Source organism: Peptoniphilus duerdenii ATCC BAA-1640, from assembly GCF_000146345.1.
Taxonomy (GTDB): Bacteria; Bacillota; Clostridia; order Tissierellales; family Peptoniphilaceae; genus Peptoniphilus_B; species Peptoniphilus_B duerdenii.
Genome location: NZ_GL397071.1, coordinates 170,416 through 182,055, shown reverse-complemented (window position 1 = coordinate 182,055; position 11,640 = coordinate 170,416). Strand labels below are relative to the sequence as shown.

The following is an 11,640-nucleotide window of genomic DNA, read 5'->3' as shown; positions in this document are numbered from 1 at the left end:
TGACGGAGAAGTCCGAAGAATCGGGCTGGGTTATTTTCCTACGCACTGGATACACCAGGATGCGTTTATCCATAACCCCCTTCGCAAAGAGGAGGTAAAAATGTCAAACAAACAAAAGATTAGAATCAGGCTTAAAGCTTATGATCACGAATTACTTGATAATTCAGCTAAGAGAATTGTAGAAGCTGCTAAGGCTACTGGAGCTAAGGTTTCAGGACCTATTCCTCTTCCTACTGAAAAGGAAGTTGTAACTATTCTTAGAGCTGTTCATAAGTACAAAGATTCTAGAGAACAATTTGAGCAAAGAACTCATAAAAGACTTATCGATATTCTTGGTCCAAACCAAAAGACCGTTGACGCTCTTATGAAGTTAAATCTTCCTGCAGGCGTTGATATAGAAATTAAGCTTTAATAATTGTTCTTTATAAGATTACGATGTAATCCGCTGTAAAATTTAGGAGGTGTAGAAATTTGAAATTTCTAATTGGTAAAAAAGTCGGCATGACTCAACTTTTTGACGAAAATGGTACAGTTACTCCTGTAACAGTTATTCAAGCTATGCCTAATGTCGTTGTTCAAAAGAAGAGCGTTGAAACTGATGGTTATAATGCAGTTCAAGTTGCTTCTGGCGATGTTAAGCTAAACAGGGTAAACAAACCAACTAAAGGACATTTCGAAAAGGCTAATGTTGAGCCTAAGAAATATCTTAACGAATTTAAAACTGATGATTTAGATAGCTATGAAATCGGAAAAGAATTAAATGTTACTATCTTTTCTGAAGGAGATTTCGTAGATGTTGTAGGAACTTCTAAAGGTAAGGGAACTCAAGGGGTTGTAACTCGTCACGGTTTCGGACGTGGTCGTGAAACTCACGGTTCTAAGTTCCACAGAATGCCTGGTGGTATGGGAGCTGCAACTTATCCTGGAAAAGTTTGGAAGAACCACAGAATGGCTGGAAAGACTGGTAACGAAAGAGTTACTGTTCAAAACCTACTAGTTGTAAGAGTTGACGAAGAAAGAAACTTAATCTTCGTTAAAGGATCTATTCCAGGACCTAAACGTGGAAAAGTCACTGTTAAAGAAACAGTTAAACAAGGTAAGTAAGGAGGGTTTTCATGACAAAAGTTAAAGTATTCGATATGACTGGAGCTGAGGTTTCAGAAATTGAACTAGATGAAAACATCTTTGGTTTAAAAGAAGAGCTAACTGAAGAAGAAATCGAAAAGTTAGTTGAAGAAGGAAACTTCGATACTGAAAATAGAATTAATAGACACGCAGTTTACCTAGTTGTTAAAAACCAACTTGCAAACAAGAGACAAGGTACTCACGCTTGCAAAACTCGTGCAGAAGTAAGAGGTGGAGGTAGAAAACCTTGGAGACAAAAGGGTACAGGACGTGCTCGTCAAGGTAGTATCCGTTCACCACAATGGAGAAAAGGTGGTATCGTATTTGCGAAAAAACCTCGTGATTACTCATACACTACTCCTAAGAAAGTTAGAAGACTTGCTCTTAAGTCTGTGCTTACTTCTAAAGTAAACTTAAACGAAATTATCGTAATTGACGACATTAAGATGGATAACATTAAGACTAAGGACTTCAAGAATTTCTTAAATGCTGTTGGCGTTAAGAAGAGTGCTTACGTTGTTACTGCAGAACATGACAGAAATGTTAATCTATCAGCTAGAAATATCGCTGGAGTTAAAGCTTCTGAAGCAAGACTTATAAATGTTTATGATCTTTTAAAACATGAAAATCTTGTTATTTCTAAGGCTGCTCTAGGAACAGTTAGTGAGGTGTTTAAATAATGAGTAAGTTTGATATTATTATAGAACCAATTATAACTGAAAAATCAATGGCTGACATGGAACATAATAAGTACACTTTCAAAGTTAAAAAGACTGCTACTAAGCCTGAAATTAAAAGTGCTCTAGAAAGCATCTTCGGAGTAGAAATTGAAAGAGTAAATACTATGCATGTTAGAGGTAAATTAAAGAGACAAGGAGCTACTAGTGGATACAGAGCTTCTTGGAAGAAAGCAATTATAACCCTTAAAGATTCATCTAAACCGATTGAATTCTTTGAAGGTTTGAACTAATAAAGGGGGATTAAGTAATGGCAATTAGAGGATATAAACCCACAACTCCTTCTAGACGTCAAATGACAGTAGCTACATTTGAAGAAGTTACAAGGAGCATTCCTGAAAAGTCACTTACTGTAAATCTTAATACTACTGCCGGAAGAAACGCTCACGGAAGAATCACTTCTAGACACAGAGGCGGCGGAGTTAAGAGAAAATACAGAATCATCGATTTCAAAAGAAATAAAGATAATATACCAGCTAAAGTACAAACTATAGAATACGATCCATACAGAACTGCATACATTGCACTTGTTGCATATGCAGACGGTGAAAAGAGATACATCTTAGCACCTAATGGACTAAAGGTTGGAGATGTTGTTGAATCTGGAGAACACGCTGATATCAAAATCGGTAACGCTCTAGAACTTAAGAACATCCCAGTTGGTACAACTGTTCATAACGTTGAATTACTACCTGGTAAGGGTGGACAACTTGCAAGATCTGCAGGCGCTGAAGTTCAACTTATGGCAAAAGAAGGAAAATACGCAACTCTAAGATTACCTTCTACAGAAATGAGAATGGTACCAATCAATTGTAAAGCAACAATTGGTCAAGTAAGTAACATCTCTCACGAACTTATAACTCTAGGTAAAGCAGGTAAGAGCAGATATCTTGGAAGAAGACCTCACGTAAGAGGTTCAGCGATGAACCCAGTAGATCACCCTCACGGTGGTGGTGAAGGACGTGCTCCAATTGGTCGTCCATCTCCAATGTCTCCATGGGGTAAGAAGACTCTAGGACTTAAGACTAGAAAGAAAAACAAGAAATCTAACCAATTTATTATAAGAAGAAGAACTAAGTAGGAGGGGAAAAATGAGTAGATCACTTAAAAAAGGACCTTTCGCTGATGAGCATCTTCTAAAGAAAGTAGATGCACTTAACGAAAAGAATGAAAAACAAGTAATTAAAACATGGTCACGTCGTTCAACAATTTTCCCAGAAATGGTAACACACACTATAGCAGTTCACGACGGAAGAAAACATGTTCCAATATATATAACAGAAGATATGGTAGGACACAAGTTAGGTGAATTTGTACCTACTAGAACTTACAAGGGTCATGCTGGAAAAACCGAAAAGACCATTGGTGGAAAATAAGGAGGTTTTTAAATGGAAGCAAGAGCAATTGCAAAATATATAAGAATTTCACCTCTAAAAGTTCACTATATATGTGATGAAATTCGTGGCAAAAGCGTTGAAGAAGCAAAAGCTATACTTATGTTTACACCAAAACGTGGAGCAAAAGAGCTTTTAAAAGTATTAAATTCAGCAGTAGCCAATGCAGAAAATAATTTGAATTTAGATGCTGACGATCTTTATGTTAAAGAAGCTTACGCAAATGACGGACCAACTATGAAGAGATTCCGTCCTAAAGCAAAAGGTATGGCTTATCCAATCTTAAAGAGATCAAGTCATATCGGCGTAGTCGTAGCAGAAAGAGAGTAAGGAGGTAAAAATGGGCCAAAAAGTTAACCCACACGGTCTTCGCGTTGGCATTATAAAAGACTGGGATTCAAAATGGTATGCTAACAAAAAAGATTTTAGCGATCTTCTAATCGAAGACAACAAAATTCGTGAGTATATAAAGACTAAACTATATGCAGCAGGAATCGCAAAAGTAGAAATCGAAAGAGCTGCAAATAGAGTAAAAGTTTCAATCTCTACCGGTAAACCAGGAATGGTAATAGGCCGTGGAGGAGTTGGAGTAGAAGAACTAAGAGCAGAACTAGAAAAATTAACTGGTAAAAGCGTAGTAGTAAATGTTGAAGAAATTAAGAACCTAGACATGGATGCAGTGCTAGTAGCTGAATCAATAGCAGAAGCACTTGAAAGAAGAATTTCATTCAGACGTGCTATGAAACAAGCAATCCAAAGAACCATGAGAGCTGGAGCAAAAGGAATTAAAACAGCAGTATCTGGAAGACTTGGCGGAGCAGACATGGCAAGAACTGAAGGATATTCAGAAGGAACCATTCCTCTACAAACACTAAGAGCAGACATCGACTACGGATTTGCAGAAGCAGATACAACCTACGGAAAACTAGGAGTAAAAGTTTGGCTATACAAGGGAGAAGTTCTTCCTCAAGCAAGAAACGGACAACCTCGCGAAAGAGATAATAGAAAAAAAAGAAGAAACGATCGTGACGGTAGAAATAGAAGAGGAAAAGGAAATTTCCAAAACCGTAGAAAAGACAACACTAACAAGGAAGCTTAGTAAGAAGGGAGGAACACAATATGTTAATGCCTAAAAGAGTTAAATACCGTAGAGTACACAGAGGCAGAATGAAGGGTAAAGCACAAAAAGGTAACACACTTACCTATGGTGAATACGGCCTTCAAGCTTTAGATCCAGCATGGATAACAGCAAACCAAATAGAAGCAGCAAGACGTGCGATGACAAGATATATCCGCCGTGGTGGTAATATTTGGATCAAAATCTTCCCAGATAAACCAGTAACAGAAAAACCAGCTGAAACAAGAATGGGTTCTGGTAAAGGTGCACCATCTTACTGGGTATCAGTAGTTAAACCAGGAAGAGTATTGTTTGAAATGAGTGGAGTATCAGAAGAAATTGCAAGAGAAGCAATGAGACTTGCAGCAATGAAACTACCAATCAAAACTAAATTTGTTATGAAAGATAAGGATGGTGAATCAATTGAAGACTAAAGAGATTCGAAGCCTTTCAAGTGAACAACTTGTAAATAAAGTAGAAGAATTAAAAAACGAACTATTTAATCTAAGATTTAGACTCGCTACAGGTCAACTTGATAATCCATCAAGTATAAAGCTAGTTAAGACAGACATTGCAAGATGCAAGACTATCTTAAGAGAAAGAGAACTAAACTTAGGAAGGGAGGCATAATCCATGGAAAGAAACCATAGAAAGACAATAATCGGAACAGTTGTAAGTGACAAAATGGACAAAACTATAACTGTTGCTATAGAAACATTTGTTGCACATCCCATCTATAAAAAGAGATTTAAAAAGACTAGTAAGTTTAAAGCTCATGACGAAAACAATGAGTGCCAAGTAGGCGATAAAGTAAAACTAATGGAAACTAGACCACTATCAAAAGATAAGAGATGGAGACTAGTGGAAATTCTAGAAAGAGCAAAATAAGGAAGGAGGATTTCTTTAATGATTCAACAAGAAAGCAGAATGCGTGTTGCAGACAACAGCGGTGCTAAAGAACTTTTAGTAATCAAAGTACTAGGAGGAACAAACAGAAAGATCGCCAATATTGGAGATATCGTAGTTTGTTCAGTTAAAAATGCAACACCTGGTGGCGTTGTTAAAAAAGGCAGTGTTGTAAAAGCAGTTATCGTAAGAACATCTAAAGGAATTAGCCGTCCTGATGGAAGCTATATAAAATTCGATGACAATGCAGCAGTAATAATCAAAGATGACAAGTCTCCAGTAGGAACTCGTATCTTTGGACCAGTAACGAGAGAATTAAGATACAAAGACTTTATGAAGATAATCTCTCTTGCACCGGAAGTACTTTAATTAGGAGGAAACTATGAGAATAAAAAAAGGTGACACAGTTAAAGTAATAGCCGGTAAATACAAAGGAAGTACCGGTAAAGTTTTAAGGACTTTTCCAAAGGAAGATAAAGTAGTAGTTGAAAAGGTAAACATGGTTAAGAAACATCAAAAACCAAAGGGACCTCAACATCCAGGCGGAATCGTGGAAATGGAAGCACCAATTCACGTATCTAACGTAATGTACTTTGATTCAAAGACAGGAAAAGGAACAAAACTTGGATATAGAATAGAAGACGGTAAAAAAGTTAGATTTAAAAAATCCGACGGAAATACCATTAAATAAGGAGGTAGAGGATGACTTCCAGACTAAAGGAAAAATATCAAGAAGAAGTAATAAGCTATCTTATGGATAAATTTGGATACAAAAATGTAATGCAAGTACCAAAACTTGAAAAAGTAATAGTAAACATTGGACTTGGAGAAGCAAAAGACAATCCAAAAGCTTTAGAATCAGCAGTAAATGATTTAACAATCATCACAGGACAAAAGCCAATAATAACAAAAGCTAAAAAATCTATCGCAAACTTCAAACTTCGTGAAGGACACGCTATAGGTACAAAAGTAACCCTAAGAGGCGAAAAAATGTATGACTTCCTAGATAAGCTAATGAACGTTGCTCTACCTAGAGTAAGAGACTTTAGAGGAGTAAAACCTACTGCATTTGACGGTAGAGGAAATTACGCTTTAGGATTAAAAGAACAATTAATATTCCCAGAAATTGAATACGATAAAGTAGATGCAATAAGAGGAATGGACATTGTAATAGTAACTACAGCAAATACTGACGAAGAAGCCAAAGCTTTCCTTGAAAAAATGGGAATGCCTTTTGCCAGATAAGGGAGGTAGAAAATGGCAAAGAAATCAATGATTGCTAAACAAAAGAGAAAACCGAAATTTTCTACACGTGCATACACAAGATGTAAAATTTGTGGAAGACCACACTCAGTTCTTAAAAAGTATGGTATTTGTAGAATATGTTTTAGAGAACTTGCTTACAAGGGACAAATCCCAGGCGTGAAAAAAGCTAGTTGGTAAGTTTAGCGAAGGAGGAAAACTATATGATGACAGATCCTATTGCAGATATGCTTACTAGAATTAGAAACAGCAATAATGCAAAACATAAAACAGTTGACGTACCTGCGTCAAACATCAAAAAAGAAATCGCACAAATTCTACTTGACGAAGGATACATCAAATCCTTTGACTTCATCGAAGACAACAAGCAAGGAATGCTAAAAGTAGAACTTAAATATACACAAGACGGAGACAGAGTAATCTCAGGACTAAAGAGAATCTCTAAACCAGGACTAAGAGTATATGCAAATTCACAAGAACTTCCAAAAGTACTAGGAGGACTAGGAATTGCAATAATCTCAACATCAAAAGGAATAATAACAGACAAAACAGCGAGAGAACTTAACGTTGGTGGCGAAGTTATTTGCTACGTTTGGTAATAGGAGGCTATAAATGTCAAGAATTGGAAAAAAACCTATAGAGATCCCATCAAACGTAACAGTAACCATTGACGGACATACAGTTACAGTTAAGGGACCAAAAGGTGAACTTAAAGAAACATTCAATGAAAATTTAACAATCTCACTAGAAGACGGAGTACTTGAAGTAACAAGACCAAATGATGAAAAGAAAATCCGTGCACTACACGGACTAACAAGAACTCTAATCTACAACATGGTAGTGGGAGTAACAGAAGGATATACAAAAGAACTTGAAATAGTAGGTACAGGATACAGAGCAGCTAAACAAGGAAAGAAACTAGCTCTAACACTAGGATTCTCACATCCACTAGAACTAGAAGATCCAAAGGGAATAGAAGTAGAAGTTCCAGCACCAAACAAAATTATAATTTCAGGTTCAGATAAGCAACAAGTTGGACAATACGCAGCACACATCAGAGGATACAGAAGACCAGAACCTTACAAAGGAAAAGGAATTAAGTACTCAGATGAAATCATAAGACGTAAAGTCGGAAAAACTGGTAAGTAATAGGAGGACGCTTTGATAAATAAAATCGATAAAAAGTCTACAAGAGTAAAAAGACATAAGAGAATAAGAAACAAGATCTCTGGCACCTCATCTTGCCCAAGACTATGTGTATTTAGATCAAATGCCCATATTTACGCACAAATTATCGACGACACTAAGGGAGTTACACTAGCAAGTGCATCAACTCTAGATAAAGATCTAGGCCTAGATCACACTCACAACAAAGATGCAGCAGCAGCAGTTGGAGCAGCTATTGCAAAAAGAGCAGTAGAAAAAGGAATAGAAGAAGTAGTATTCGATAGATCTGGATACCTATATCATGGACGCGTAAAATCCCTTGCAGAAGCTGCAAGAGAAAACGGACTTAAGTTCTAGTAAGGAGGCAAAAGATTGGAACACAAACTAATTAATCCTGATGAGCTTCAACTAGAAGAAAGAGTTGTAGCAATAAACAGAGTAGCAAAAGTAGTTAAAGGTGGTAGAAACTTCAGATTCACAGCACTAGTGGTAGTTGGAGACAGAAACGGATACGTTGGAGTAGGAACAGGAAAAGCACTAGAAGTACCTGAAGCAATCAGAAAAGGAATCCAAGACGCAAGAAAACACCTTGTAAAAGTAGATCTAGTAGGAACCACAATCCCACACGAAATCACTGGAGTTGCAGGAGCAGGAAAAGTATTCTTAAAGCCAGCTAAACCAGGTACAGGAGTTATCGCGGGAGAAGCAGTGCGTGCAGTACTAGAACTAGTTGGAGTATCTGATATCAGAACTAAAAACATCGGATCAAACAACCGTAGAAATATAGTAAACGCAACAATGAACGCATTAACAAGCTTAATGACAGTAGAAAAAGTTGCAAGACTAAGAAATAAATCTGTAGATGAAATACTAGGATAAGGGGGATAAAATGCTTAAAATAAAATTAGTAAAAAGCCCTATCGGTAAAATTGAGTCCCACAAGAGAACAGTAAGAGCTCTAGGACTTAGAAAAATCGGACAGGTTGTAGAAAAAGAAGATACCCCTGAAATCAGAGGTATGATAAGAACAGTAGATTATATGCTAGAGGTTACAGAGTAATAAGGAGGTGCAAACCATGAAGCTACATGACTTAAGACCAGCAGAAGGCGGCGGAGTTAAAGCTAAGAAGAGACTAGGAAGAGGTATAGGCTCAGGACTAGGTAAGACTTCAGGTCGTGGACACAAAGGTCAAAATGCAAGATCTGGCGGAGGAGTTAGACCAGGATTTGAAGGTGGACAAATGCCACTATTCAGACGTCTTCCAAAGAGAGGTTTCACCAACATCTTTGCTAAAGACTTTGCAGAAATAAACGTTGGAGTACTAGCAGATTACTTTAATGACGGAGACGTAGTAACTCCAGAAGTATTATTAGAAAAGAAATTAGTTAAAAAGGCTAAGGACGGCGTTAGAATCTTAGGAAATGGAGAAATAAACGTTAAGCTTGAAGTAAAAGCACAACACTTCACCAAATCTGCAGCTGAAAAAATCGAAGCAGCAGGAGGAAAGGCTGAGGTGATTTAATGCTAACGACATTTAAAAATGCTTGGAAACTACCTGAAATTAGACGCAAAATGTTATTTACACTATTTATGCTTCTAATATACAGATTAGGATCCCATATAGCAGTGCCTTTCATGAACAAAGAGGCAATATCACAACTATTCTCAGGCCAAAATGCAGGAGTATTAACATTCCTTGACTTAATGGCAGGAGGAAACTTCAGCAACTATACAATATTTGCTGCAAATATAACACCATATATTACAGCATCAATTGTACTTCAACTTCTAACAATAGCTATCCCTTCACTAGAACAACTAGCAAAAGAAGGAGATACAGGAAGAAAAGCAATAGCTAAGTATACAAGATATTTAGCAATCGCAATCGCATTTGTTCAAGCAATCGGATTCACATTCGGAATCTTTAGAAAAGCAGTAGAAGCACACACATTCTTACAAAAATCAGTAGTAATAATGTCAATCGTAGCAGGAACAGCTTTCTTAATTTGGATAGGTGAACAAATCACAGAAAAAGGTATCGGAAACGGTATTTCAATCATAATCTTTGCAGGAATCATCGTAAGAATGCCAAGAGACTTATATCAATCATTCCTACTAGTAAGAGCAGGACAAGCACACTGGGCATTTTTAATCCTATACATTGTACTAGCAATAGCAATAGTATTCTTTGTAGTAACCTTAAATGAAGGAGAAAGAAGAATTCCAGTACAATACGCAAAGAGAGTAGTAGGAAGAAAGATGTATGGAGGACAATCAACTCACATACCAATCAAAGTACTAATGACAGGAGTAATGCCAATAATCTTTGCAAACTCAATCCTTGCAATCCCATCAACAATAATCATGTTTACAGGAGAAGGAAAGTTCAAAGACTTTGTAATCAAATGGCTAACACCACAAGGTGGACCAGGACTTGTGATCTACGTACTATTATCAATACTAATGATAATATTCTTTACTTTCTTCTACACACAAATTCAATTTAACACAGTTGAATATTCCAAGAGTTTACAACAAAACGGTGGATTTATCCCAGGAATAAGACCAGGAAAACCAACCAGTGACTACCTTGGAAGAGTAGTAAATAGACTAGTTCTACCAGGAGCTATTGCTCTAGCAATCTTAACAGTATTGCCAACAATTCTAACAAGAGTAGCAAAACTAAGATTTAACTACGGTGGAACATCAATAATAATCGTAGTCGGAGTAATATTGGAAACAGCAAGAGTCCTAGAACAACAACTACTAATGAGACACTACAAAGGATTCTTAAAATAAGGAGAATATATGAGACTCGTAATATTAGGACCTCCTGGAGCAGGTAAGGGAACACAAGCAGACTTCATAGTTGAAAACTTCAAAACCCCACACATCTCAACAGGAGATATATTTAGAGAAAATATAAAAAACGGAACCGACCTAGGAAAAAAAGCTAAGTCCTACATGGACAAAGGCCTACTAGTACCAGACGAATTAGTAATAGAAATCGTAAAAGATAGACTATCAAAAGACGACGTACAAGAAGGATTTTTACTAGACGGATTCCCAAGAACAGTAGCACAAGCAGTATCCTTAGACGCATTTCTAGAAGAAAGAGGTCAAAGCCTAGACTCAGTACTAAATATAGACGTAGATACAGACATATTAGTAGAAAGAGCAGTAGGCAGAAGGGTATGTAAAACCTGTGGAGCAAGCTACCACGTAAAATACAACCCACCAAAAGAAGACGGCGTGTGCGACAAAGACCAAGGTCCTTTAATCCAAAGAGACGACGACACTGAAGCCACAGTAAAGACCAGAATCAAAGTTTACTTCGAACAAACAGCACCACTAATAGATTACTACAAAGCACAAGGACTACTAGATAACATAGACGGCAAAGAAGACATAGACACAATAAGAAAAGAAATCGTAGAAGTACTAGATGGAAAAAACAACTAGACTAACCTTAGGGCAAATAGTAAAAGCTACAAGAGGTCGAGATGAAGGAAAAGTCTTTGTCATAAAAGAGATAGTAGACGATAAAATGGTAAAAATAGTAGACGGCAAGACCAGAAAACTAGAAAAACCAAAACTAAAAAAAGTATCACATCTAATAATATCAAAAGAAAAGATAGACTTAGAAGAAGTAACATCAGATAAGAACTTAAGACAAAGACTAAAAGAAACGGAGGTATTTCGTGGCTAAAGAAGATGTAATAGAAGTAGAGGGCGTCGTAGTCGAAGCCCTACCTAATACAAACTTTAAAGTAGAACTTGAAAATGGGCATATAATACTAGCACATATTTCAGGAAAATTGAGAATGAACTATATTAGGATTTTACCAGGAGATAAAGTAACTGTTGAACTATCACCATATGATTTAACAAGAGGTAGAATCACTTGGAGAAAGAAATAAGTCCTATAAA

25 protein-coding genes are annotated in these 11,640 nt (G+C 36.8%); all 25 read left to right on the top strand.

Annotation, left to right across the window (positions count from 1 at the left end):
• The first annotated feature begins 100 nt into the window (after window positions 1–100).
• The 25 genes from rpsJ to infA are packed head-to-tail and all read left to right on the top strand — an operon-like array spanning window position 101 to window position 11,630.
• Entirely contained in the window at window positions 101–412 is a 312-nt protein-coding gene (rpsJ, locus tag HMPREF9225_RS00805; RefSeq protein WP_008901013.1) for a 30S ribosomal protein S10, read from the top strand.
• 59 nt (window positions 413–471) lie between these two features.
• The gene (rplC, locus tag HMPREF9225_RS00800; protein WP_008901012.1) at window positions 472–1,104 is read left to right on the top strand and encodes a 50S ribosomal protein L3; all 633 of its coding nucleotides are present in this window, start codon (window positions 472–474) and stop codon (window positions 1,102–1,104) included.
• Window positions 1,105–1,115: 11 nt separating this feature from the next.
• A complete protein-coding gene (gene rplD / locus HMPREF9225_RS00795) occupies window positions 1,116–1,805 on the top strand; it encodes a 50S ribosomal protein L4 (RefSeq protein WP_008901011.1) in 690 nt (229 codons plus the stop codon).
• Entirely contained in the window at window positions 1,805–2,095 is a 291-nt protein-coding gene (rplW, locus tag HMPREF9225_RS00790) for a 50S ribosomal protein L23 (RefSeq protein WP_008901010.1), read from the top strand. Before rplD ends, rplW begins: the two co-directional genes overlap by 1 nt.
• A gap of 17 nt (window positions 2,096–2,112) precedes the next feature.
• Complete coding sequence (rplB, locus tag HMPREF9225_RS00785; protein ID WP_008901009.1) at window positions 2,113–2,943, top strand: 50S ribosomal protein L2; 831 nt, start codon at window positions 2,113–2,115, stop codon at window positions 2,941–2,943.
• A 10-nt stretch (window positions 2,944–2,953) separates the two neighbouring features.
• Window positions 2,954–3,238, top strand: a complete 285-nt coding sequence (gene rpsS, locus HMPREF9225_RS00780) for a 30S ribosomal protein S19 (protein ID WP_008901008.1) — start codon at window positions 2,954–2,956, stop codon at window positions 3,236–3,238.
• A gap of 12 nt (window positions 3,239–3,250) precedes the next feature.
• Window positions 3,251–3,586: a 50S ribosomal protein L22 gene (gene rplV, locus HMPREF9225_RS00775; protein WP_008901007.1), complete on the top strand. Its 336-nt coding sequence runs from the start codon at window positions 3,251–3,253 to the stop codon at window positions 3,584–3,586.
• A gap of 10 nt (window positions 3,587–3,596) precedes the next feature.
• The gene (gene rpsC / locus HMPREF9225_RS00770) at window positions 3,597–4,355 is read left to right on the top strand and encodes a 30S ribosomal protein S3 (protein WP_008901006.1); all 759 of its coding nucleotides are present in this window, start codon (window positions 3,597–3,599) and stop codon (window positions 4,353–4,355) included.
• A 20-nt stretch (window positions 4,356–4,375) separates the two neighbouring features.
• Window positions 4,376–4,807, top strand: coding sequence for a 50S ribosomal protein L16 (gene rplP, locus HMPREF9225_RS00765; RefSeq protein WP_008901005.1), 432 nt, complete (start codon window positions 4,376–4,378; stop codon window positions 4,805–4,807).
• The gene (gene rpmC, locus HMPREF9225_RS00760) at window positions 4,797–5,003 is read left to right on the top strand and encodes a 50S ribosomal protein L29 (protein WP_023059538.1); all 207 of its coding nucleotides are present in this window, start codon (window positions 4,797–4,799) and stop codon (window positions 5,001–5,003) included. Before rplP ends, rpmC begins: the two co-directional genes overlap by 11 nt.
• Before the next feature lie 3 nt (window positions 5,004–5,006).
• Window positions 5,007–5,261 carry a 30S ribosomal protein S17 gene (rpsQ, locus tag HMPREF9225_RS00755; RefSeq protein ID WP_008901003.1) on the top strand — a complete coding sequence of 85 codons (255 nt, stop codon included), beginning with the start codon at window positions 5,007–5,009 and terminating at the stop codon, window positions 5,259–5,261.
• Between the two features lie 18 nt (window positions 5,262–5,279).
• The gene (rplN, locus tag HMPREF9225_RS00750; protein ID WP_008901002.1) at window positions 5,280–5,648 is read left to right on the top strand and encodes a 50S ribosomal protein L14; all 369 of its coding nucleotides are present in this window, start codon (window positions 5,280–5,282) and stop codon (window positions 5,646–5,648) included.
• 13 nt (window positions 5,649–5,661) lie between these two features.
• Window positions 5,662–5,970 carry a 50S ribosomal protein L24 gene (gene rplX, locus HMPREF9225_RS00745; RefSeq protein ID WP_008901001.1) on the top strand — a complete coding sequence of 103 codons (309 nt, stop codon included), beginning with the start codon at window positions 5,662–5,664 and terminating at the stop codon, window positions 5,968–5,970.
• Window positions 5,971–5,981: 11 nt separating this feature from the next.
• Window positions 5,982–6,524 carry a 50S ribosomal protein L5 gene (gene rplE, locus HMPREF9225_RS00740; protein WP_008901000.1) on the top strand — a complete coding sequence of 181 codons (543 nt, stop codon included), beginning with the start codon at window positions 5,982–5,984 and terminating at the stop codon, window positions 6,522–6,524.
• 12 nt (window positions 6,525–6,536) lie between these two features.
• Complete coding sequence (locus tag HMPREF9225_RS00735) at window positions 6,537–6,722, top strand: type Z 30S ribosomal protein S14 (protein WP_008900999.1); 186 nt, start codon at window positions 6,537–6,539, stop codon at window positions 6,720–6,722.
• Between the two features lie 23 nt (window positions 6,723–6,745).
• The gene (gene rpsH, locus HMPREF9225_RS00730) at window positions 6,746–7,141 is read left to right on the top strand and encodes a 30S ribosomal protein S8 (protein WP_040551244.1); all 396 of its coding nucleotides are present in this window, start codon (window positions 6,746–6,748) and stop codon (window positions 7,139–7,141) included.
• Window positions 7,142–7,154: 13 nt separating this feature from the next.
• Window positions 7,155–7,691: a 50S ribosomal protein L6 gene (gene rplF, locus HMPREF9225_RS00725; RefSeq protein ID WP_008900997.1), complete on the top strand. Its 537-nt coding sequence runs from the start codon at window positions 7,155–7,157 to the stop codon at window positions 7,689–7,691.
• A gap of 12 nt (window positions 7,692–7,703) precedes the next feature.
• Window positions 7,704–8,066, top strand: coding sequence for a 50S ribosomal protein L18 (gene rplR / locus HMPREF9225_RS00720; protein ID WP_008900996.1), 363 nt, complete (start codon window positions 7,704–7,706; stop codon window positions 8,064–8,066).
• A gap of 15 nt (window positions 8,067–8,081) precedes the next feature.
• Entirely contained in the window at window positions 8,082–8,588 is a 507-nt protein-coding gene (gene rpsE, locus HMPREF9225_RS00715; protein WP_008900995.1) for a 30S ribosomal protein S5, read from the top strand.
• A gap of 10 nt (window positions 8,589–8,598) precedes the next feature.
• Entirely contained in the window at window positions 8,599–8,769 is a 171-nt protein-coding gene (rpmD, locus tag HMPREF9225_RS00710) for a 50S ribosomal protein L30 (protein WP_008900994.1), read from the top strand.
• A gap of 16 nt (window positions 8,770–8,785) precedes the next feature.
• Complete coding sequence (gene rplO, locus HMPREF9225_RS00705) at window positions 8,786–9,232, top strand: 50S ribosomal protein L15 (protein ID WP_008900993.1); 447 nt, start codon at window positions 8,786–8,788, stop codon at window positions 9,230–9,232.
• The gene (secY, locus tag HMPREF9225_RS00700; protein WP_008900992.1) at window positions 9,232–10,509 is read left to right on the top strand and encodes a preprotein translocase subunit SecY; all 1,278 of its coding nucleotides are present in this window, start codon (window positions 9,232–9,234) and stop codon (window positions 10,507–10,509) included. Before rplO ends, secY begins: the two co-directional genes overlap by 1 nt.
• A gap of 9 nt (window positions 10,510–10,518) precedes the next feature.
• On the top strand, window positions 10,519–11,172 hold the full coding sequence (locus tag HMPREF9225_RS00695) for an adenylate kinase (RefSeq protein ID WP_008900991.1): 654 nt from the start codon (window positions 10,519–10,521) through the stop codon (window positions 11,170–11,172).
• On the top strand, window positions 11,156–11,419 hold the full coding sequence (locus HMPREF9225_RS00690; protein WP_008900990.1) for a KOW domain-containing RNA-binding protein: 264 nt from the start codon (window positions 11,156–11,158) through the stop codon (window positions 11,417–11,419). The genes HMPREF9225_RS00695 and HMPREF9225_RS00690 overlap by 17 nt, the downstream gene beginning before the upstream one ends.
• Window positions 11,412–11,630, top strand: coding sequence for a translation initiation factor IF-1 (gene infA / locus HMPREF9225_RS00685; RefSeq protein ID WP_008900989.1), 219 nt, complete (start codon window positions 11,412–11,414; stop codon window positions 11,628–11,630). Before HMPREF9225_RS00690 ends, infA begins: the two co-directional genes overlap by 8 nt.
• Window positions 11,631–11,640: the final 10 nt, after the last annotated feature.

Bases quoted from the DNA above. Each gene is read 5' to 3' on its own strand.
- rpsJ (WP_008901013.1), top strand. From the start codon at position 101: ATGTCAAACAAACAAAAGATTAGAATCAGGCTTAAAGCTTATGATCAC.
- rplD (WP_008901011.1), top strand. From the start codon at position 1,116: ATGACAAAAGTTAAAGTATTCGATATGACTGGAGCTGAGGTTTCAGAA.
- rplW (WP_008901010.1), top strand. From the start codon at position 1,805: ATGAGTAAGTTTGATATTATTATAGAACCAATTATAACTGAAAAATCA.
- rplB (WP_008901009.1), top strand. From the start codon at position 2,113: ATGGCAATTAGAGGATATAAACCCACAACTCCTTCTAGACGTCAAATG.
- rpsS (WP_008901008.1), top strand. From the start codon at position 2,954: ATGAGTAGATCACTTAAAAAAGGACCTTTCGCTGATGAGCATCTTCTA.
- rplV (WP_008901007.1), top strand. From the start codon at position 3,251: ATGGAAGCAAGAGCAATTGCAAAATATATAAGAATTTCACCTCTAAAA.
- rpsC (WP_008901006.1), top strand. From the start codon at position 3,597: ATGGGCCAAAAAGTTAACCCACACGGTCTTCGCGTTGGCATTATAAAA.
- rplP (WP_008901005.1), top strand. From the start codon at position 4,376: ATGTTAATGCCTAAAAGAGTTAAATACCGTAGAGTACACAGAGGCAGA.
- rpsQ (WP_008901003.1), top strand. From the start codon at position 5,007: ATGGAAAGAAACCATAGAAAGACAATAATCGGAACAGTTGTAAGTGAC.
- rplN (WP_008901002.1), top strand. From the start codon at position 5,280: ATGATTCAACAAGAAAGCAGAATGCGTGTTGCAGACAACAGCGGTGCT.
- rplX (WP_008901001.1), top strand. From the start codon at position 5,662: ATGAGAATAAAAAAAGGTGACACAGTTAAAGTAATAGCCGGTAAATAC.
- rplE (WP_008901000.1), top strand. From the start codon at position 5,982: ATGACTTCCAGACTAAAGGAAAAATATCAAGAAGAAGTAATAAGCTAT.
- HMPREF9225_RS00735 (WP_008900999.1), top strand. From the start codon at position 6,537: ATGGCAAAGAAATCAATGATTGCTAAACAAAAGAGAAAACCGAAATTT.
- rpsH (WP_040551244.1), top strand. From the start codon at position 6,746: ATGATGACAGATCCTATTGCAGATATGCTTACTAGAATTAGAAACAGC.
- rplF (WP_008900997.1), top strand. From the start codon at position 7,155: ATGTCAAGAATTGGAAAAAAACCTATAGAGATCCCATCAAACGTAACA.
- rpmD (WP_008900994.1), top strand. From the start codon at position 8,599: ATGCTTAAAATAAAATTAGTAAAAAGCCCTATCGGTAAAATTGAGTCC.
- rplO (WP_008900993.1), top strand. From the start codon at position 8,786: ATGAAGCTACATGACTTAAGACCAGCAGAAGGCGGCGGAGTTAAAGCT.
- secY (WP_008900992.1), top strand. From the start codon at position 9,232: ATGCTAACGACATTTAAAAATGCTTGGAAACTACCTGAAATTAGACGC.
- HMPREF9225_RS00695 (WP_008900991.1), top strand. From the start codon at position 10,519: ATGAGACTCGTAATATTAGGACCTCCTGGAGCAGGTAAGGGAACACAA.
- HMPREF9225_RS00690 (WP_008900990.1), top strand. From the start codon at position 11,156: ATGGAAAAAACAACTAGACTAACCTTAGGGCAAATAGTAAAAGCTACA.